17 protein-coding genes and 1 tRNA gene are annotated in these 18,690 nt (G+C 67.5%); 3 read left to right on the plus strand and 15 right to left on the minus strand.

Features of this window, described 5'->3' with window-relative positions:
* Window positions 1-21: 21 nt before the first annotated feature.
* The 3 genes from ACV7JO_RS03885 to ACV7JO_RS03895 all read right to left on the minus strand — a co-directional run bounded on the left by ACV7JO_RS03885 (window position 22) and on the right by ACV7JO_RS03895 (window position 2,914).
* The gene (locus tag ACV7JO_RS03885) at window positions 22-1,917 is read right to left on the minus strand and encodes a CocE/NonD family hydrolase (protein ID WP_470355034.1); all 1,896 of its coding nucleotides are present in this window, start codon (window positions 1,915-1,917) and stop codon (window positions 22-24) included.
* A 606-nt stretch (window positions 1,918-2,523) separates the two neighbouring features.
* Window positions 2,524-2,598 (minus strand) — tRNA-Val (locus ACV7JO_RS03890).
* Window positions 2,599-2,644: 46 nt separating this feature from the next.
* Entirely contained in the window at window positions 2,645-2,914 is a 270-nt protein-coding gene (locus ACV7JO_RS03895; protein ID WP_470355035.1) for a DUF7553 family protein, read from the minus strand.
* 157 nt (window positions 2,915-3,071) lie between these two features.
* Here ACV7JO_RS03895 and ACV7JO_RS03900 point away from each other — a divergent pair, with 157 nt between their 5' ends.
* Window positions 3,072-4,025, plus strand: coding sequence for an MBL fold metallo-hydrolase (locus tag ACV7JO_RS03900; RefSeq protein WP_470355036.1), 954 nt, complete (start codon window positions 3,072-3,074; stop codon window positions 4,023-4,025).
* Window positions 4,026-4,032: 7 nt separating this feature from the next.
* On the opposite strand, the gene ACV7JO_RS03905 is transcribed toward ACV7JO_RS03900, so the two are convergent.
* The 12 genes from ACV7JO_RS03905 to ACV7JO_RS03960 form a co-directional block, all read right to left on the minus strand.
* On the minus strand, window positions 4,033-5,586 hold the full coding sequence (locus tag ACV7JO_RS03905; RefSeq protein WP_470355037.1) for an NADH-quinone oxidoreductase subunit N: 1,554 nt from the start codon (window positions 5,584-5,586) through the stop codon (window positions 4,033-4,035).
* A complete protein-coding gene (locus ACV7JO_RS03910) occupies window positions 5,587-7,122 on the minus strand; it encodes a complex I subunit 4 family protein (RefSeq protein WP_470355038.1) in 1,536 nt (511 codons plus the stop codon).
* On the minus strand, window positions 7,123-9,231 hold the full coding sequence (gene nuoL / locus ACV7JO_RS03915) for an NADH-quinone oxidoreductase subunit L (protein ID WP_470355039.1): 2,109 nt from the start codon (window positions 9,229-9,231) through the stop codon (window positions 7,123-7,125).
* Window positions 9,232-9,235: 4 nt separating this feature from the next.
* A complete protein-coding gene (gene nuoK, locus ACV7JO_RS03920; protein ID WP_470355040.1) occupies window positions 9,236-9,538 on the minus strand; it encodes an NADH-quinone oxidoreductase subunit NuoK in 303 nt (100 codons plus the stop codon).
* Entirely contained in the window at window positions 9,535-9,945 is a 411-nt protein-coding gene (locus tag ACV7JO_RS03925; RefSeq protein ID WP_470355041.1) for an NADH-quinone oxidoreductase subunit J family protein, read from the minus strand. Before ACV7JO_RS03925 ends, nuoK begins: the two co-directional genes overlap by 4 nt.
* Window positions 9,942-10,211, minus strand: coding sequence for an NADH-quinone oxidoreductase subunit J (locus ACV7JO_RS03930; RefSeq protein ID WP_470355042.1), 270 nt, complete (start codon window positions 10,209-10,211; stop codon window positions 9,942-9,944). The genes ACV7JO_RS03925 and ACV7JO_RS03930 overlap by 4 nt, the downstream gene beginning before the upstream one ends.
* Before the next feature lie 198 nt (window positions 10,212-10,409).
* Window positions 10,410-10,871: a NuoI/complex I 23 kDa subunit family protein gene (locus tag ACV7JO_RS03935; protein WP_470355043.1), complete on the minus strand. Its 462-nt coding sequence runs from the start codon at window positions 10,869-10,871 to the stop codon at window positions 10,410-10,412.
* A gap of 37 nt (window positions 10,872-10,908) precedes the next feature.
* Window positions 10,909-11,949 (minus strand): complex I subunit 1/NuoH family protein, encoded by a 1,041-nt coding sequence (locus tag ACV7JO_RS03940; RefSeq protein ID WP_470355044.1) that lies wholly within the window; start codon window positions 11,947-11,949, stop codon window positions 10,909-10,911.
* Window positions 11,949-13,631 (minus strand): NADH-quinone oxidoreductase subunit D, encoded by a 1,683-nt coding sequence (locus ACV7JO_RS03945; RefSeq protein WP_470355045.1) that lies wholly within the window; start codon window positions 13,629-13,631, stop codon window positions 11,949-11,951. The genes ACV7JO_RS03940 and ACV7JO_RS03945 overlap by 1 nt, the downstream gene beginning before the upstream one ends.
* 2 nt (window positions 13,632-13,633) lie before the next feature.
* Window positions 13,634-14,326, minus strand: coding sequence for an NADH-quinone oxidoreductase subunit B (locus ACV7JO_RS03950; protein WP_470355046.1), 693 nt, complete (start codon window positions 14,324-14,326; stop codon window positions 13,634-13,636).
* The gene (locus ACV7JO_RS03955) at window positions 14,319-14,732 is read right to left on the minus strand and encodes an NADH-quinone oxidoreductase subunit A (RefSeq protein ID WP_470355047.1); all 414 of its coding nucleotides are present in this window, start codon (window positions 14,730-14,732) and stop codon (window positions 14,319-14,321) included. Before ACV7JO_RS03955 ends, ACV7JO_RS03950 begins: the two co-directional genes overlap by 8 nt.
* A 161-nt stretch (window positions 14,733-14,893) precedes the next feature.
* Window positions 14,894-15,547 carry an AIR carboxylase family protein gene (locus ACV7JO_RS03960; RefSeq protein ID WP_470355048.1) on the minus strand — a complete coding sequence of 218 codons (654 nt, stop codon included), beginning with the start codon at window positions 15,545-15,547 and terminating at the stop codon, window positions 14,894-14,896.
* 108 nt (window positions 15,548-15,655) lie between these two features.
* Here ACV7JO_RS03960 and ACV7JO_RS03965 point away from each other — a divergent pair, with 108 nt between their 5' ends.
* Together ACV7JO_RS03965 and ACV7JO_RS03970 are read left to right on the plus strand one after the other, a co-directional pair.
* Window positions 15,656-16,930, plus strand: coding sequence for a HEAT repeat domain-containing protein (locus ACV7JO_RS03965; RefSeq protein WP_470355049.1), 1,275 nt, complete (start codon window positions 15,656-15,658; stop codon window positions 16,928-16,930).
* Between the two features lie 38 nt (window positions 16,931-16,968).
* The gene (locus tag ACV7JO_RS03970; protein WP_470355050.1) at window positions 16,969-18,690 is read left to right on the plus strand and encodes a phospholipase D-like domain-containing protein; all 1,722 of its coding nucleotides are present in this window, start codon (window positions 16,969-16,971) and stop codon (window positions 18,688-18,690) included.

Here is an 18,690-nt window from a genome sequence, read left to right on the forward strand (position 1 = left end):
ATTTCGCCCCGCCACCGGCGCTCAGCGCTGGACCGGGAGCGAGATACGCGACGCCCGGTCGGGAGCGTGGTGGAGCGTCTGTGTCGCCGTCTCCATGTCGGACGCGGTCGCTTCGGCGACGGGCATCATGACGTTGGGGTTGCGGTCCTGTTTCGGGAAGTTGCTGCTCGTGACGTCGACCCGAACGCGGTGGCCGGCCGGGAACGTGTGTGCGACGTCCCGGAGGTCGATTTCGAGTTCGTAGACCTGTCCGGGAGTGACGGCCGCTGGCTCCTCGAATGAGTTCCGGTAGCGCATCCGAAGCGCGCCCTCCGTGATGTTCGCGGCGTACCCGTCCGGGTCGACATCGACGAGTGTCACCATGAAGTCGGTGTCAGTCCCCGTCGTCTCGACGAACAGCGACGCGGTCACGTCGCCCGCCAGCGTGAGCGGTTCGGACAGTTCGTCGGAGGTGTACACGAGCACGTCGTCACGCTCCTCGACCGGCGTCTGGTCGCGGACGCCGGCCGTGAGCGTCCCGCCCATGTGGAGCGGACCGCCCCGCGTCGGCACGGGGTCGCTGGGGTCGTAGTCGTAGCTATCGCTGGTGTCACCCGCCGGTTCGGCCGTGGACAGCACCCCGTCGCCGCTCGCCGTGTTCGCGTTCCCGTCGCTGTCGAGATAGTAGTTCGTCGGCGTGACGCCGGCCGGCGGCCACTGGTCGGCGGACCGCCACTCGTCGTCGCCCATCTGGAAGTACTGGACGGACGGAGCCGACGTGATGCCGGTGTCCCGGTCCTGCAGCCAGTGGTCGAACCACGGGAAGACGAGTTCCCCGGCGATGTCGTATCCCGCGTTCGCACCGAAGTCGCGGTCGCCGACCGGCTCTGCGGAGGGGTAGGTCGGATGCGACCACGGACCGATGACGAGTTTCTGGTTCTCCCGGACGACGTCCGTCCCCTCTTCCTCGATGGTCTCGTAGCCCCACACGTTCCCGCGGAGGAAGATGTCGTACCACCCGCTTGCTTGGATGACCGGAATCGAGATGTCGGGAATCTCACTGAGGACATCGAGGTTCTTCCAGAACTCGTCGTAGGTGGGGTGGTCGTGCCAGTCCTGCCAGAGGGGACCGACGCCGTCGTCGAACGCGGGCTGGTCGATGGTCGGCAGGCGGTCCGCGCTCTCGGGGAGATTGCCGAGGAGCGCGCCGAGTTCCGCCCGGAGTTCCTCGGCCTCCGCTTCGGAGACGTCGAGACGGGGAATCTGCGAGAACGAGTTCGCGGCCAGCCACGCCAGCGAACTGCCGTAGTTGTCGGCACCCCCCATGTACTGGAGGTCGCCGTAGAAGTTCGTCGGCGAGACCAGCGGCGCTGCCGCGACGAGCGGTGACGGGTCCTCCTTGATGGCCTGCCACGTCGCCATCCCGCGGAAAGAGGTGCCGTACATGCCGACATCGCCGTTGCTCCACTCCCGCTCGGCGATCCACTCGATGGTGTCGTAGCCGTCGGCCCCCTGATCGAACCCTTGGAAACTGCCCTCGGAGGCGAACCGGCCGCGGAAGTCCTGTTGGACGACCGCGTAGCCGGCGTCGACCGCGGCTTGAACGCCCCCGATGGGTTCCTCGTCGGCCTTGTTGTACGGTGTCCGATTCAACAGCGCGGGGAACGGCCCGTCCCGGTCGACCGGCCGATAGACGTTGGTGGCGAGTCGGACGCCGTCCCGCATCTCCACCATGACGTCCTCCTCCGCATCGTACGACTGCGCGTCGGTCGCGGTCTCGGTGGCCGTCTCGGGCGCGTCGGCAGTCGGTGGAGCGGTCGTCCGTGGTGTGGGCGTGTCGGTATCGGATAGCTGGTCGCAGCCCGCGAGGCCGCTGACCGCGGCGGCCGCGATAGCGAGGAAGGCTCGCCGTTCGAGGTTTGTGTCATCGCTTGGCATGCACGTCCGACTCTAGGATGAACTATTATAAACATTGCCCGGAAATTAGGAAACAATGTTAGCTATGAACTGAGTAAGGGACACATGTACTATCTTTCGCCCCGGACGGCGCTTCATCGAGAGTCGCGCGGTGACAGTTCGGCGGCGTTGCGCTCGGTCCGAGCGCACTCGCCTCGACCACTTCGCCGAACGCTCGCAGGTCCTCCACTGCGACGGCCTCGCTCGGTTCGAGATAGACGACGAACACGCGGGCGTCGTGTTCGAGACAGAGCCCTGTACACACTCGAACTGGTTCGTGTCGAGCGACTCTGCGAGGCTGGCGGAAGGGATGGTGAACCGATGCGAAACTCGGTCGTGACTGTCATCGGTGCAGTCCACGGAGTTAGCGGTTGTCGTGACGGCGGTCCGAGGCGAGCGCTCAGTCACGCTCGGCAGTTCACACGTGATTTACGTCACTCCCCGGAACACGCCGCGTCTTCCTTTCGATTCGGGAAGAGAACGGATGGGTTGGGGCGGATTCTCACCGACTGAGGACTCGCTTCGCTCGTCCTCCGGGGTCCGAATCCGCTGGACCATTCTGCTCCTCACGTCCGTTCGTCGCAAGAATGGGTTGGGGCGGATTCGAACCGCCGACATCCTCCGTGTGAAGGAGGCATCATAACCGGGCTAGATCACCAACCCGACACTCGTGGCTATTCGACGGGATGTCTTAAGAATTGCTTTCCGGTTACGCCTCCGTCTTCGAGTTCTGCCGGTAGGCCTCTATCTTTTCCCGGGCGTCGGCGATGGCCGTCTCGGCCTCGCCCTCGGCTTGTTCTTGGAGGTCCTTCAGGTCGGCCTTGACGCGGTCGAGCCGGCCCGGCTCGGGCGCTCGCTCCCGGCCGGTCAGTTTGCGGAACCGCTCCTCGACGGGGTCGAGTTCCTCGCGGACGCCTTTCGTGGCCGTCTCGCCGGCGCGCTTGAGGTAGTACCGTGCGTCTTCGAAGTGCTTGTTCATATCTGTCCCTTCGCCGAGGTCGGATAAATCCTTTGTGCCCGGCCGGTGTGTAGTCACCCCGGACTCGCTGGCGGCGTGTCGGCCGGACGTCTAAACGAAACACAACCGGGTGCGCGTGTGCGAACTGTTTTCAGCGGTCACGGAGTACACCGGCGGTATGTTCACACGGCTTTCGATACCGACGCCGTTCCAAGTCGGGCCGGTCAACGCGTACGTCGCTGGGCGGACCATCGTCGACCCCGGTCCGGAGAGCGAGGAAGCGTGGTCGCGGTTGCTGGAGACGCTGGAGGCACGCGAACTCGGGCCCGGCGACGTCGAGCAGGTGCTCATCACGCATCCGCACCCGGACCACTTCGGCCTCGCAGCGCGCTTTCGCCGGGCGGGCGCACGGGTGCTCGCCAGCCCCGGCGCGGCCGACATCGTGGCCGACTTCGGCGCGCGCTTGGACCGCGAGCAGTCGTACTTCGCGGACTTCTTCGAGCGCTGCGGAATGGGCCGCGAGACGGCGGCGACGGTCACACAGCTCCCCGAGGCCTTCCTGACCTACACCGAGGACGTGACCGTCGACCGGGAACTCGACGCCGGCGACACGGTCACCGTCGACGACGAGGCCCTCACGGTCGACGCCGTCGCGGGCCACGCCGTCGGCGAGCGGATATTCAGCTACGACCGCGAGGGCCGGCGCGAGGCTATCGTCGGCGACAACGTGCTGGGCGACATCACGCCCAACCCCTTCCTCCAGCCGCCGGTCGACGCCGGGGGACAGCGCCCCCGCGTCCTCCCGGCGTTCAACGACTCGCTGCGGTGGCTGCGTGGGCGCGGTCACGACCGGTTCCTGACGGGTCACCGCGAACCGGTCACGGACCCGCCGGCGCGCATCGACGCGATACTCGACGAACACGACGGCCGAAGCGCCGAGGTCCGCTCGATAGTCGCTGAGGGGCCGAAGAACCCGGTCGACGTGATGCACGCGCTGTTCGGTGACCTCCCGGCGACGGAGTACTTCGCGGGGATGAGCGAGGCCGTCGGCCACCTCGACGTGTTGGAACGACGCGGCGCGGTGACGCGCCGCGACAGCGGCGGCGTCTTCGTCTACGAACGAACAGAGTAGGACCGCGTTACAGCAGCGCGACGGCGCGGAAGGCCAGACTCGACACGTAGTCGAAGCCCGGCACCAGCAGGACCGTCACGATGGCCGCGGTGACGACGGCAGTGTACAGTCCCGTCGGGTAGGACTCGATGGACCGCTCGCCGTTTGGCTCCTCTATCCACATCGCCTTGACGACCCGCGAGTAGTAGTACAGGCTCAGCGCGCTGTTGACGACCAGCGCGGCCGCGAGCGTCCACGCGCCGACGCGCACGGTGGCGAGATAGAGGTAGAACTTCGAGAAGAACCCGGCACCGATGGGGAGGCCGGCGAGGCTGAACAGGAACACCGTCATGGCCGCACAGGCCAGCGGGGCCTCTCGTCCGAGACCGTTGTAGTCCTCGAAGCGGCGGCCGACGCCCCAGTACTCCGCCAGCGCGATGAACAGGAACGCGCCGGTGTTCATGAAGCCATAGACCAGCAGGTGACTCATCCCGGCCGAGAGGCTGAAGGCCATGTCACCGCCCGCCGACAGCGCCGCGAGGCCGATGAGGACGTAGCCCGCGTGGCCGACGCTGGAGTACGCCAGCATCCGCTTGACCTTCTCCTGTTTCGCGGCGGCGAAGTTCCCGACGAACATCGTCGCGATGGCCAGCACTTGGAAGGCGACGACCCAGTCGATAGCGCCCGTATCGACGAGCGAGGAGATCGGGAAGGCGACGGCGAACGCGCGGAACGCGAGCACGAAGCCGGCGGCCTTCGACGCCGAGGAGAGGAACGCGGAGACCGGAGCGGGCGCACCCTCGTAGGCCTCCGGGGCCCAGAAGTGGAAGGGGACGGCGGCTATCTTGAACGCGACGCCGCCGATGAACATCAGGATGCCGACCCCGAGGATGGACATCGGCACAGCCGGCTCGCCGGCTTGGGCCTGAACCGTCCCGTCGACGACGGTCTGTGCGGTGCCGCTGGTGACCGCCGCCGCGACGCCGTCGAACCGGAGGACGCCCGTGGCGGCGTACACCAGCGAGATGCCGTACGCGAGCACGGCCGAGGAGACCGCGCCGATGAGGAAGTACTTCAGCGCCGCCTCGACGCTGCCGCGGTTCGTCTTGAGGAACGCGACCAGCGCGTAGGACGGCAGCGAGACGAGTTCGAGTGCGACGAAGGCCGTCGCCAGCGAGTTCGCGGCGCTCAGGACGGACATCCCCGTCGCGGCCAGCATGACCAGCGAGTAGAACTCGGCTTGGTAGCTGTGGTCGGCGACGTAGTCGTAGCTCGCCAGCGTCACGAGGGCCGTGACACTCGCCACGATGACCATGAAGAACAGGGCCAACTGGTCGACGACCAACTGGCCGCTGAACAGCCGCGTCGCGACCTGTCCGCTCTCGTCGGGCAGGCCGGTGCCGGCGACGACGTACCACGCGGCGAACGCGAGCGACGCCAGCGAGCCGACCACGGAGATGCCGGCCAGCAGGTTCGTGTTCGTCACGTCGGGGTCGACGCTGTCGACGAGCAACAACACGAGCGCCGTGACGCCAAGCGCCAGCGCCGGGGCGAGCGACGCCCACAGCGGGAGTTGGGCCATCTATACACCACCTCCGAGTTCGAGAACCGGCACAATCGAGTCCTGTATCATCGTGTAGGAGAGGTCGGGCGCGACGCCGAGCAGGATGACCAACAGGAGCAAGACGACCAGCGGAGCCACGTCGTGGAACGCGGCCGGGGTCACCTCGTAGTCGGTCTCCGAGCGGAACGAGCCAAACAGCGTGCGCTGCATGGCCCACAGCAGGTAGCCGGCGACGACGACGATGCCGAACATCGCCGCCGCGGTCAGCACGGGTGCGGCACCGCCCAGCGTGGCGGCGTCGAACGAGCCGACGAACACCAGATACTCGGCGGCGAAGCCGGACATCAGCGGCAGGCCCATGTAGCCGAAGGCCGCGGCGACGAAGACGCCGACGGTCCACGGCATCCGGTCGGCCAGCCCGGACATGTCCCCGACCATCCGCGTGTGCGTCGTGTTGTAGATGACGCCGACGGACATGAACATCAGCCCCGAGATGAGGCCGTGGGATATCATCTGGAAGGTCGCCCCGCCCATGCCGTGGGGGGTGAACGCGACCAGTCCGAGGATGACGTACCCCATCGAGGAGATGGAGGAGTAGGCGACGATGCGCTTGAGGTCGCGCTGGGCCAGCGCCAGCATCGCGCCGTAGATGACGCTGACGACGCCGACGATGGCGAGGGGAACCGCCAGCGCCCGGGCCGTCTCGGCGAGCATCGTGAAGTTGAACCGCAGCAGGGCGTAGGTCCCCATCTTCAGGAGGACGCCGGCCAGCATCACCGACACCGGCGTCGGGGCCTCGACGTGAGCGTCGGGCAGCCACGTGTGCAGCGGGAAGACGGGCACCTTCACGGCGAAGCCGAAGAACATCAGGACGAACGAGACTGTCGCCAGCCCGACGCCGCCGATGGTCGGGAGGTTACTCGCCGACCGGAAGGCGTCGGCCATCGCCGGCAGGGCCAGCGAGTCCAGCCCCGTGGCGAACACCAGCGCGAACAGCCCGGCGAACATGACCAGCGAGGCCACGTTCGTGTAGACGAAGAACTTGATGGCGGCGTACTTCCGCCGGGGGCCGCCCCAGACGCCGATGAGCAGGTACATCGGGATGAGAACGCCCTCCCAGAAGACGAACCAGAGGAAGAAATCCAGCGCCGCGAAGACGCCGATGAGGCTCGTCTCCATGAACAGCATCAGCCCGTAGAACTGGGACTGACGCTCGTCGATGGGCGTCCACGCCGACACGATGGCGAGCGTGGTCAGCACCGTCGTCAGCACGAGCAGCGGCATGCTCACGCCGTCGAGGCCGACGTAGTACGACACCGACAGGCCGCCGAGTTCGAGCCACGGAATCTGCTGGGCGAAGGCGATGTCACCCGGCGAGAGCAAGGCGTTGCCCGTCCCGGCGAACTGCGTGGTGTACACCCAGTACATGTAGAGGCTGGCGAGCGCCGGGACGGCGCTGACCGCGGCCGCGAGCTTCCCGGCGTGGCGGTCCGGCGCGAGGAAGACGACGCCCGCGCCGGCGAGTGTCACCGCGAGGAGCGCGGCGACCCACATTCAGAACCACCCTCCCATGAGGCCGAAGGCGGCGAGCAACAACACGAGCCCGAGCGTCAGCAGCGTCGCGTAGTTGCTGACGACCCCCGACTGGATGCGCCGGATGCGGCTCCCGCCGAACAGGCTGACGCTGGAGACGCCGTTGACGACGCCGTCGACGACGCCTTGGTCGAACTTGTCCATCGCGCGGGCGAGCGGGTAGGTGACCCCGGTCGCCAGCCACACCTGATACTCGTCCTGATAGTAGTTGTGCATGAGTAGCGTCTTCAGACCGCCCAGTTTGTCCGTGTGCTCGACGGGTTCGGCACCGCCGTAGAGGCTCCGGGCCAGCAGGACGCCCGCGAGCGCGAGGCCGAGCGAGACGGCGGCCGACGCCAGCAGCGTCGGGACCTCGCCGCCGAGCGGATAGCCCGCGGTGACGTGTGAGACGTCGTGGAGCAGCTCTTCGTAGCGGACGAGACCGGTCCCGAGCTGCGCCGGCCAGCCGCCCTCGTCGGGCCCGTGGAGCCACGCGTGCAGGAAGTCGATGTGCGCACCAGTCAGCGTTGCGACTGGCTTCATGTTGATGAGCCCGACCGTCGCGGCAAGTACGCCCAACACTGACAGGGGTCCCTTGACGTTCCAGCGGACCGGTTCGGGGTCGCGCGCCGTCTCGGAGCGCGCGTCGCCGTGGAAGGTCAGGTAGACCATCCGGAAGGTGTAGAAGCCGGTGAAGAAGACGGCCAGCAGCCCCATCGCGTAGGCCAGCAGGTAGGCCGTCCCCAGTCCGCCCTCGCTGCCGAAGCCGTGGATGAGCGCCTCGTACAACACCTCGTCTTTCGACCAGAAGCCGGCGAAGGGGACGATGCCGGCAAGCGCCAGCGACCCCGAGAGGAACGTCCAGTAGGTCACCGGCATCCGCTCTTTCAGGCCACCCATGTCCCACATGTTCTCGTTGTGGTGCATGGCGATGATGACCGACCCGGCACCGAGGAACAGCAGCGCCTTGAAGACGGCGTGGGTGGTGAGGTGGAAGACGGCGGCGACGTACCCGCCCGAGCCCAGCGCGAGCATCATGTAGCCGTACTGGGAGATGGTGGAGTACGCGAGCACCTGCTTTATCTCCTGTTTGACCAGCCCCATCGTCGCCGCGAACAGGGCCGTGAAGCCCCCGACGAGCGCGATGACCGCGAGCGCCGTCGGCGAGATGGCGTAGAAGCCGTACATGCGCGCGACGAGGTAGACGCCGGCCGCGACCATCGTCGCCGCGTGGATGAGCGCGGAGACGGGCGTCGGACCCTCCATCGCGTCGGGGAGCCACGTGTGCAGCGGGAACTGCGCGGACTTCCCGATGACGCCGCCGAGCACCAGCAGCCCCAGCACCGTGAACCACGCCTGCGGGGAGAGCCCGACGGTGTCGAGCATGGCGATGCCGGCGGTCTCGCCGTCGACGACGGCGTGTTCGGCCAGCGTCGGGAAGCTCTCGGCGACCACCTCGCCGCCCTGCGTGATGGGGGCGAACAGGCCCGTCCCGAAGGTGGCGAAGATGCCGACGACGCCGATGAGGAAGAAGTAGTCACCGAAGCGGGTGACGAGGAACGCCTTCTTCGCGGCCGACGGCGGGCCGTCCTCGCGGAACCAGAAGCCGATGAGGAGATACGAACACAGGCCCACCAGCTCGAAGAACATGAACGCCATCAGGAGGTTGTTGGCGACGACGAACCCGAGCATGCTCGCCGTGAACAGGCCCAGGCCGGCGTAGTACCGCGGGAGCCCGGTCTCCCCCTCGTCGTTCATGTATCCCAGCGAGAAGACGTGGACGAGGAAAGAGATGAGCGTCACGATGAGCAGCATCAGCGCCGACAGCGGGTCGAACAACAACCCGAAGTTGAGTGTCACGGACTCGACGCCGGCCACCCACGTGTAGAGCAGTTGGTTGTACGACGTGGCCGGACCGATGACGCCGGCGACGGTCAGCGCGACCCAGATAGAGAGCAGGAGCGAGCCGCCCGTCGCGGTGATGCCGGCGAGCGCGCCGCCTTTCGGCATCCGGTCGCCGGCAAACAGCGCGACGAGGAACGATACGAACGGTAACAGGACGATAGCGGGAGCGTATGTGTATGCAGACATGGTGTTACCACCTCATCGTCGTCGCTTTCGTCACGTCCACGTCGGTGAAGTTCCGGTACAGCACGAGGATGATACCGATACCGATGGCGACCTCCGCGGCGGCCAGCGCCATCGTGAACAGGCTGAACACCTGCCCGGTGAGGTTGCCGTGCTGGAGCGAGAACGCGACGAAGTTGATGTTGGCCGCGTTCAGCATCAACTCGACGGACATCAGGAAGACCAGCGCGTTCCGTCGCGTGAGAATGCCGAACAGCCCGATACAGAACACCGCTGCCGAGAGCAACAGGTAGGTCTGGGCGGGAATCACGCCCCGTCACCTCCGTCGTCGGCCCGCTCGCCGCCGTCGGCGGCGACAGCCGGGTCGTCCTCGTCCTCGACGCTCGTGCCGAGGCTCACCGTCTCGCCGTGTTCCTCGCGGCGGGCGAGCATCACCGCGCCGACGAGCGCGGCGACCAGCACGACGTCGATTATCTCGAACGTGACGAGGAAGCCCTCGCCGGGCACCGCCGTCTCGCCCTCGCCCATCAGCTGACTGGGGGCGATGTCGAACATGGCTGCGCCCAGACTCTTCGTGATAGCCGCGGACTCGCCGAAGCCCGCGGGTGTTGGAAACGACGTGGTCACGAAGACGGCTCCGAGCACGACGAACAGCGCGACGGCCGCGAGGCCGGCCACGAAGTTCCCCTCTCGGGTGAGCTCTGGCTTGGTCGTCATGGTGTCACCTCGACCACCGACTCGTCCTCACGGGTCAACATCACCGCGAAGGTGATGAGGATGAGGACGCCGCCGACGTACACCAGAATCTGCATCGTGGCTACGAAGGCAGCCTGGTTCATGACGTAAAACACCGCGACGCTGACAAGCGACACGCCGAGCATCAGCGCCGAGTGCCAGACGTCCCGAAGTAACACGACGCCCGTCGCGCTGCCAACCGTCACCATGGCGAACAGCGCGAATGCGATTGACTCGTACAGTCCCATCTTACTTGAGAACTCTTGCCGGCGGCCCTTTGAAGATTCCTCTTTCGTCTCGTCAGCGTTGCCGGTTTGTCAGGCGATGACACCGGAGCGAACGGTGGCTGGACGGGCGAGGCCGACCGCTCGGCGCGCCACACACGACGTAAAAAGGCGGCGACGAACGTAGTTCGGGACCGAACGCTGTATCTCCGAGGCCGACGACTACTGGTAGTCGACTTCGCCGTCGCCTTCGCCGATCCACGCGCCCCGGTCGGGTTCGCGGGACTCCAGCGGGTCGATGTCCTTGTACCACGGGACGTTCTTCAGTTGCTCCTTGTTGTAGGCGAACTCGTCTTTGGTGTCCGCCGTGAACTCGAAGTTCTGGGTCAGCAGGATGGCGTCGGTCGGGCAGACCTCCTCACAGAGCCGGCAGTAGATGCACTGGCCGATGTGGAGGTTGTACTGCTCGCCGTTGCGCTGCTCGTCCATCACGATCTGGATGGTGTTGTTCGGGCAGACGTTCTCGCACTGCCGACACCAGATACACCGCTCTTGGCTCCACTTGTGGACGCCGCGGAAGCGGGGGCTCACCTCGGGGGCCACGTCCGGATACTCCACCGTGAACGTCTCCCCGTCGAGGGCGTGTTTCATCGTCGTCGCCATGGATTTGAGGATTCCAATCATTGCGTGTCACCTCGGAGGTCGCGGCCGCACGCGGTCATCAGGCGACCACCCCGACGATGACCGCAGTCAGCAGGAGGTTCGCCAGCGACAGCACCAGCATCCCCTTCCAGCCAATTTCGATGAGTTGGTCGATGCGCACGCGCGGGACCGCCGAGCGGGCCCACTGCGTGAACAGGAAGACGCCCCATATCTTCAGCATGAACCAGACGAAGCCGGGCAACACCGGCCCCGCCGGACCGCCAAGGAAGATGGTGGCGATGATAGCGCCGCCGAGGAAGATGTGGATGAACTCGCCCAGATAGACGAGCACGAAGTACACCGAGGAGTACTCGGTCTGGTAGCCGGCGACGATTTCGGTCGGTGCCTCCGGGATGTCGAAGGGGTTCCGACCGACCTCGGCGAGGTTCGCCAGCATGAACAGGACGAACGCGAACGGGTTCACGAACGCGTACCACGACGGCAGCGGCCCGATGAGGCTCTGTTGCTGGGCCGCGACGATTTCGCTCATCTGGAGCGAGCCGGCGAAGATGACCACCGACGCGCCCGTGAGGATGAGCGGAATCTCGTAGGCGAGGTTCTGGGCGACCGCCCGAAGCCCGCCGAGGAACGAGTACTTGTTGTTCGACGCGTAGCCGGCCATCACCAGCCCGATCGAGGCCATCGACGCCGTGGCGAAGACGTACGCCAGTCCGACCTCGGGGTCGGCCAGTTGGATGCCGTTCCCCATCGGGATGACGGCGAAGCCAAGCAACGCGGTGCTGGCGATGATGAGCGGCGCGAGGTCCCACGCCGGGCGGTCGACGCCCTCGGGGACGATGAGCTCTTTCGACAGCAGGCGGACCGCGTCGGCCACGATGATGAACAGGCCGAACGGCCCGATGCGGTTGACCGCGATTCGGTCGGTGAAGGCGGCGGTTATCTTCCGCTTGGCCCACGGGCCGGCAAGCGCCGTGTTCGTCATCATCAGCGTGCCGATGAGGGCCGCGCCGACGAGACTGGCGACGATGGCGACCGGCGTGCTGTCGGGGTTCAGCCCGACGAGGTTCGCTATCGTCTCGGGGAGCGGCGCGGACTGCATCAGCGGTCGACCTCCCCGAGCACGATGTCGAGGCTCCCGAGCGAGGCGATCATGTCGGGGACGTACTCGCCTTGGGACATCTCGGGCATCGTCTGCAGGTTCGAGAAGCACGGACTCCGAATCTTGAAGCGGGCCGGCTTGTCGGTGCCGTCAGAGCGGATGTAGATGCCCAGTTCACCCTTCGCGCCCTCGACCGAGCGGTATATCTCGGTGTCGGGGTCCGGACGGAGCGTACGCGGGACGTTGGCCTGAATCTCGCGGTCGTCCTCGGGCCACTCCTCCAGCAGGTCGACACACTGCTCGATGATGCGGGCCGACTCCTCGACCTCGCGCATGCGGACGAGGACGCGGCTGAAGTTGTCACAGCCCTCCTCGGTGACGACGTTCCAGTCGAGTTCGTCGTAGTAGCCGTAGGGGTCGTCCCGTCGGAGGTCGTAGTCGACGCCCGAGCCACGCGCCACGGGGCCGGTCGCGCCGTACTTCTTGACCTGCTCCGGCGAGAGGACGCCGGTGTCGACACACCGCATCTGGAATATCTCGTTGCCCGTGACGAGGTCGTGGTACTCCTCCAGCTTGTGGGGGAGCCCGTCGATGAAGTCGCGGGTCTTCTCGAAGAACTCCTCGCGGGGCTCGGGCAGGTCCCACGCGACCCCGCCCAGCCGCAGATAGTTGAACATCAGACGCTGGCCGGTGAGGTCCTCCAGCAGGTTCTGGACTATTTCCCGGTCCCGGATGCCGTACTGGAAGACGGCGGTGAAGTCGCCGAAGACGTCCAGTGCGAACGTCGCCAGCGCGAGCATGTGCGAGGCGATGCGGCACATCTCGGCGGACATCGTCCGGATGACCTGCGCGTACTCGGGGACCTCGATGTCGGCGAGGTCCTCGGCCGCACGCGCGTACGCCCACTCGTTGAGGATGCCGGCCGAGATGTAGTCCCACCGGTCGGGGTAGGGCATTATCTGGTGCCGGTAGGTGCCGTTCTGGCACATCTGCTCCTCGCAGCGGTGGAGGTAGCCGATGTCCGGTTCGAGGTCGGCTATCTGCTCGCCGTCGAGAACCGTCTCGACGTGGAGGACGCCGTGGGTCGCCGGGTGGTGCGGGCCGATGTTGACGAACATCGTGTCCGGGTCGTCCTCGCTGCGGTGGTCGTCCTGCAGCGGGTTGGCGTTCTCTCGGAGGGTGACGACCTGTGGCTGCTCCTGGTCGTAGTCCATCGACAGCGGGTGGCCCTGCCACGTCTCGGGCAGCAGGATGCGCCGGAGGTCCGGGTGGTCGTCGTAGTCGATGCCGACGAGGTCGTAGGCCTCTCGCTCGTGCCAGTCGGCCGTGTCGTAGACGCGGGCGGCCGACTCGCTGGTCGGGTCGTCTTTCGTCGTCGGCACGACGACCGACAGCTCCTGTGTCGGGTCGTCGTACTTCCGGAGGTGGTAGATGGACTCGTAGCGGTCGGCGTACTCCTGTGCGGTGACACAGGCGCAGTGGTCGAAGCCGGCCTCCGTCCGCAGCGTCGAGAGGACTTCCTGTACCTCGTCCGGGCGAATAATGAACGCCTCGGCGTTGATGTGCTGTTCGCGGTCGAGTACGTGGCCGCCCAGCAGGTCAGCGAGACGGTCGTAGTCCAGCCCGTTCTCGGCGACGCCGACGTCGCCCGCCGTGTCCGGTGTTGGTTCTTCTAAGCTCATGGTCAGGGCGAATCGTTCCAGTTGTACCGCATCACGAGGTCCTCCTCGTCGATTTCGGCCGCGAGCTTCGAGACCAGTTCGTCCTGTTCGAGGTCACCGAACTCCTCCAGTTCGTAGGGCTTGACCGTCACCGGGGAGGACTCGCCGTTGGCGACGCGCTCCTGTAGCTTGGCGACGCCGTAGATGAGCGCCTCGGGACGGGGCGGACAGCCGGGGACGTGGATGTCGACCGGGATGACTTCCTCGGCCCCCTTGATGACGTTGTACCCCTCTTGGAACGGACCCCCAGAGACGGTACAGGACCCCATCGAGACGACGAACTTGGGCTCGGGCATCTGGTCGTAGACGCGCTTCATCCGCGGGGCGAACTTCGAGACGATGGTCCCCGGGACGATGATGACGTCGGCCTGTCGGGGCGACGCCCGCGGCACACCCGCGCCGAAGCGGTCCAAGTCGTGCTTGATGGCGTAGGTGTGTATCATCTCGATGCTGCAGCAGGCGATACCGAACTGCAGCATGAACATCGAGGAGCCCCGGACCCAGTTCATGAACTTGTCGAACTTGGTCAGGATGAACGGCGTGGAGCCGAACGCTTCGCGGAGTGTGGAGTTGAAGCGGTCGTCGGCTCCCTCGCCCATCCGAGCCTCCTGTGTCGATACGTCCTCGACGGCCGGCGGTGTCTGGTCACTACTCATATGTATCTGCCCCTTTCGTCACGCTCGGATTGCGCACCCAGCGGACTGCGCCGTTGCGCCACGCCCAGCCGAGTCCCACGACGAGGACGCCGATGAACGCGACCATCGGCAACAGCGCCTTCGACATGCCGACCGCGCTGACGGCGTCGCGGTAGATGACCGTCCACGGGAAGATGAGGACGGTCTCGATGTCGAAGATCACGAACAGCAGCGCGACCATGTAGTACTGGATGTTGAATCGGATTTGTCGGCTACTGCCGGTCGGCACCTCGCCGGACTCGTAAGTGGCCCGTTTGCCTTGTTCAGGTACGCTCGGCCGTAGCAGGCTCGACACCGCCATCATACTCACTGGGATGGCGAGGCCCACGACCGCCAGCGCACCGATGGCAATCCATGGATTACTCATTCCGGAATCTCCTATCGTACGACGGTTAGTAGTACTGGCATATAAGGGTTGATAACCGCTCCGGCACCCGAATTCGGGCGATTCGCCCGGTCTCCGGCCCGGCCCCGAATCCGGGGTGTCGAGACGGTGGCGTGATAGGGCGAGACCGACGGCAGACCGGGCTATTCCTCGCCCCAGTGTTCGGCCTTGAACCCCGGCGTCCCGAGTTCGTGGAGGTCGCGGGAGACCTCGCCGACCTCGGTCTGGAGGCCGCGGTGGTACTCGACGAGGCGGTCGCGCAGTTCGCCGTGTTCGCGCGCGAGAATCTGGGCCGCCGACAGCGCCGCGTTGAACGACTTGCCGGCGTCGACGGCCGTGATGGGCGCGCCCTGTGGCATCCCGATGACCGAGTCGACGGACTTCTCCTGGACCGGGACGCCGATGACCGGCAAGGGGTAGGCGATACTCGCGGTCATGTTCGGGAGGTCGGCGGACTTCCCGCCCGCGCCGGCGATTATCACGTCGATGCCGCGGTCGGCGGCCGTCTCCGCGTACGCGTACATCAGCTTCGGCGTCCGGTGGGCCGAGACGACGAACGTCTCGAACGTGAAGCGGGCGTCGGGCGCGTCGGCGTAGTCGGTCTGTTCGACGAAACCGAGTTCGTCGGCGAGCGCGGCCGTCGCGCCCGGGCGCTTTCCCTTGCCGCCGGCCATCGTGACGAGGTCCGAGTCCGACCCCATGATAACCCCGATATCCGGTGTCGCCTCGGCCGGCCGGTCCATCTCCGCTTCCTCGTGTAACTGGTCGACGAGCGACTGGACGCTGTCTGCGGGCATACCGGCGACTCCGGTCGGCGGCGCTGTAAGTGTAGGCGGTCTCGGTCGACGGGTCCGAGTCGGCTCCGAAAGGAAACGCCTTTGCCCCGTACCGACACACCGTTCCGTATGAGCAACGGGGACGACGAGTCCGCAGACGACGGCGAGACGACCGACGGCGGGGACGGCGGCGCGTCCGCCGAGGAACTCGAATCGCGCCTCGACGACGCCGCGTCGGCGCTGGAGGCGGCCGAGACGGAGGCCGACCTCGACGACGCCGAAGCCACCCTCGACGAGGTCGAGAGCGACCTCGAGGCCGCCGACCTGCCCGAACCCGACGAGGACGACGAGGACGCAGAGGACCCCCGCGAGGAACTGGAGTCCCGGCTCTCGGACCTGCGCGACGACCTCGAAGAGCAACGCGGCCCCTACGCCGACGACGTGGTCGACATCGTCGAGGCGGCACAGGGGACCGTCGCCGACAGCGAGTGGACCGACGACGGCGAGGGCGACGCCCACGACGCCGTCGTCGCCTTCCTCGCTGACTCGGCCGAACACGTCGACCACGACGCGGACGCCGGCGACGACCTCGAGACGGCCGCCGACGCGCTCGGCACCGTCGCCGATGCCATCGACGTGGCCGGACTGGACGCCGACGACGACGCCGAGACCATCGCCGGCCTGCTGGCGGCTGCCGAGGAACTCGAAGACGCCCTCGACGACGCCGAGGTGTGGGACGACCTCACGGTACAGGAGCAACTGGACGCCAAGGGGTTCTACGACGTTCTCGACAGCGAGAACCGCAAGGACTTCCCGCCGGAGTGGAACGCCGCAAAGCTCCACGCCGAGGAAGGCAACCACGACCTCGTCCTCTTCGCGTTCGAGACGCTGGGCTCGGAGTTCATGGACGAGTACATCGTCGACATCTACCACCGGCTCGGCAGCGACGCCGAACCCGCCTTCGACGCGATGCACCAGAAGGCCCAACGCCGGGAGAACGGCCCCATCGAGGTGCTCGGGAAGATAGGCAACGCGGAGGCCGCCGAGACGCTGCACGACTTCATCGACGGGGACGGCGACCCCGCGCTCCAGCGGGTGACGCTGCGCGCGCTGGGCGCTATCGGTAGCCCGGAGTCGGTCCAGCCCGTCGCGAACAAACTCGCCGCGGACAACGAGGACGTGCGCTCGGTCGCCGCCCGCGCACTGGGGCTGCTCGGTGACACCCGCGCCGTCGCGCCCCTCGCCGACATCCTCGCGACCGACGACAGCGACCAAGTCCGCGCCTCCGCCGCGTGGGCGCTCCGACAGATAGGCACCGAGGACGCGCTCGCGGAGGCCGCCGAGTACGTCGAGGACCGCTCGTATCTCGTGCAGGCCGAGGCCGAGAAGGCCGCCAGCGCGTAGGCGAGCCCTTTTGTGCGAACGGGCGACCACCCCCGCCAATGCGGTCGCCCATCCCCGTTCCCGTTCACACGTTCGTCGCCGTCCTCGTCGCCGCGCTCGCAGTGAGCGGGTCGCTCGCCGCGCCGCTCGCGGTCGGCCGGCCCACCGCTGCGTCGCCCGTCAACGATGCCATCGCTCCCTCACCAGCCCGCGCCACGTCCGTCCCCGTCGCCCCCGGCCCAGCGCTCCAGTCCGACGACGCGACGGGACCGTACATCCACGCGCTCTACCCCGACCCCGTCGCGGGCGGCGACCGCGGGGAGTTCGTCGTTCTCGCCGTTCCGCCCGGCACCCGCCTCGGGGACTACGCCGTCACCGACGGCCACACCACCGCCGCGCTCCCGAACCGCACCGTCGGCGGCCGCGTCGTCCTGACCGCCGCGCCGGACCGCGTCCGCAACCTGACCGACGGCACCGTCGTCGCGCTTGCCGACTGGCCGGCGCTGGCAAACGGCGGCGACACGTTCGCGCTCCGGCGGGCCAACGCGTCCGTCGACAGGGTCCGCTACAGCAGTGCCGAGGAGGGAAGTCTGGCGCTCGCGGCCGGCGCTGGCGTCCGCTGGCGACCCCTCGGCGCGACCGACCGGTCGGTGGTCACCGGCGAGGCCGGCACCGTCCGGGCGTTCGTCCTCCCGGACGCTCCGGGACCGCCGGTCGCACCCGTCCGCGCCGCGGACGACCGGGTCCTGCTCGCCGGCTACACGCTCTCCTCGCCCCGCGTCGCGGACGCCCTGCTCGCGGCCGCCGACCGCGGCGCGACCGTCCGCGTCCTGCTGGAGGGTGAGCCGGTCGGCGAGCGGACGCGGGCCGAAGCCGAGACGCTGGACCGGCTCGCCGACGCCGGCGTCGAGGTCCGACTCGTCGGCGGCCCACACGCCCGGTATCGCTACCACCACGCGAAGTACGCCGTCGCCGACGGCCGAGCGGTCGTGATGACCGAGAACTGGAAACCCGCCGGAACCGGCGGCAACAGCAGCCGCGGCTGGGGCGTCGTGACCCGGCAACCCGCGGTCGTCGACGGCCTCGCCGAGACGTTCCGGGCCGACGCCGGCTGGCGCGACGCCCGTTCGTGGGAACGGGTCCGCGAGGGCAGGCAGTTCGAGCGCGCCGGCCGGGCGCGCGGCTCGTACCCCTCCCGGTTCGAGCCCGAACGCGTCGCGGTCGAGCGGACCGACCTGCTCGTGACGCCCGACAACGCCCAGTCCGAACTCGTCTCGACGCTCGACGCCGCCGACGAGTCGGTCGCGGTACTCCAACCGACCGTCGGCGACTGGGAGAGCCCGCTCCTGCGGGCGCTGCGCCGGGCCGCGACCCGCGGCGTCGAGGTCCGTCTGCTCCTGAGCGATGCGTGGTACGCCCGCGAGGAGAACCGGCGGACGGTCGAGCGGTTCAACGCGTGGGCCGACCGAACCGACGTGTCGCTGACTGCCCGCGTCGCCGACCCCGGCGGGCGCTACGAGAAGATTCACGCGAAGGGCGCGGTCGTCGACGGCGAGCGCGTCGTCCTCGGGAGCCTCAACTGGAACGAGCAGGCGGCGACGAGCAACCGCGAGGTCGTCCTCGTCCTCCACGGGAACGAGGCGGCCGACTACTACGGTCGGGTCTTCGACGCCGACTGGCGTGGGGGCCGGTCGCGGCTCCCGCTGGGACTGGTCGCGGCCGTCCTCGGCGTCCTCGTCGTCGGCGCGCTCGCGGCCCGCCGCGTGGCGTTCACCGAGTGA

It is taken from the genome of Haloarcula sp. MBLA0138 (assembly GCF_055632455.1).

Bases quoted from the DNA above. Each gene is read 5' to 3' on its own strand.
- ACV7JO_RS03955 (WP_470355047.1), bottom strand. From the start codon at position 14,732: ATGAGTAATCCATGGATTGCCATCGGTGCGCTGGCGGTCGTGGGCCTC.
- ACV7JO_RS03885 (WP_470355034.1), bottom strand. From the start codon at position 1,917: ATGCCAAGCGATGACACAAACCTCGAACGGCGAGCCTTCCTCGCTATC.
- ACV7JO_RS03970 (WP_470355050.1), top strand. From the start codon at position 16,969: ATGCGGTCGCCCATCCCCGTTCCCGTTCACACGTTCGTCGCCGTCCTC.
- ACV7JO_RS03910 (WP_470355038.1), bottom strand. From the start codon at position 7,122: ATGTGGGTCGCCGCGCTCCTCGCGGTGACACTCGCCGGCGCGGGCGTC.
- ACV7JO_RS03900 (WP_470355036.1), top strand. From the start codon at position 3,072: ATGTTCACACGGCTTTCGATACCGACGCCGTTCCAAGTCGGGCCGGTC.
- ACV7JO_RS03930 (WP_470355042.1), bottom strand. From the start codon at position 10,211: ATGGGACTGTACGAGTCAATCGCATTCGCGCTGTTCGCCATGGTGACG.
- nuoL (WP_470355039.1), bottom strand. From the start codon at position 9,231: ATGTCTGCATACACATACGCTCCCGCTATCGTCCTGTTACCGTTCGTA.
- ACV7JO_RS03905 (WP_470355037.1), bottom strand. From the start codon at position 5,586: ATGGCCCAACTCCCGCTGTGGGCGTCGCTCGCCCCGGCGCTGGCGCTT.
- ACV7JO_RS03940 (WP_470355044.1), bottom strand. From the start codon at position 11,949: ATGCAGTCCGCGCCGCTCCCCGAGACGATAGCGAACCTCGTCGGGCTG.
- ACV7JO_RS03935 (WP_470355043.1), bottom strand. From the start codon at position 10,871: ATGATTGGAATCCTCAAATCCATGGCGACGACGATGAAACACGCCCTC.
- ACV7JO_RS03965 (WP_470355049.1), top strand. From the start codon at position 15,656: ATGAGCAACGGGGACGACGAGTCCGCAGACGACGGCGAGACGACCGAC.
- ACV7JO_RS03945 (WP_470355045.1), bottom strand. From the start codon at position 13,631: ATGAGCTTAGAAGAACCAACACCGGACACGGCGGGCGACGTCGGCGTC.
- ACV7JO_RS03950 (WP_470355046.1), bottom strand. From the start codon at position 14,326: ATGAGTAGTGACCAGACACCGCCGGCCGTCGAGGACGTATCGACACAG.
- ACV7JO_RS03960 (WP_470355048.1), bottom strand. From the start codon at position 15,547: ATGCCCGCAGACAGCGTCCAGTCGCTCGTCGACCAGTTACACGAGGAA.
- ACV7JO_RS03925 (WP_470355041.1), bottom strand. From the start codon at position 9,945: ATGACGACCAAGCCAGAGCTCACCCGAGAGGGGAACTTCGTGGCCGGC.
- ACV7JO_RS03895 (WP_470355035.1), bottom strand. From the start codon at position 2,914: ATGAACAAGCACTTCGAAGACGCACGGTACTACCTCAAGCGCGCCGGC.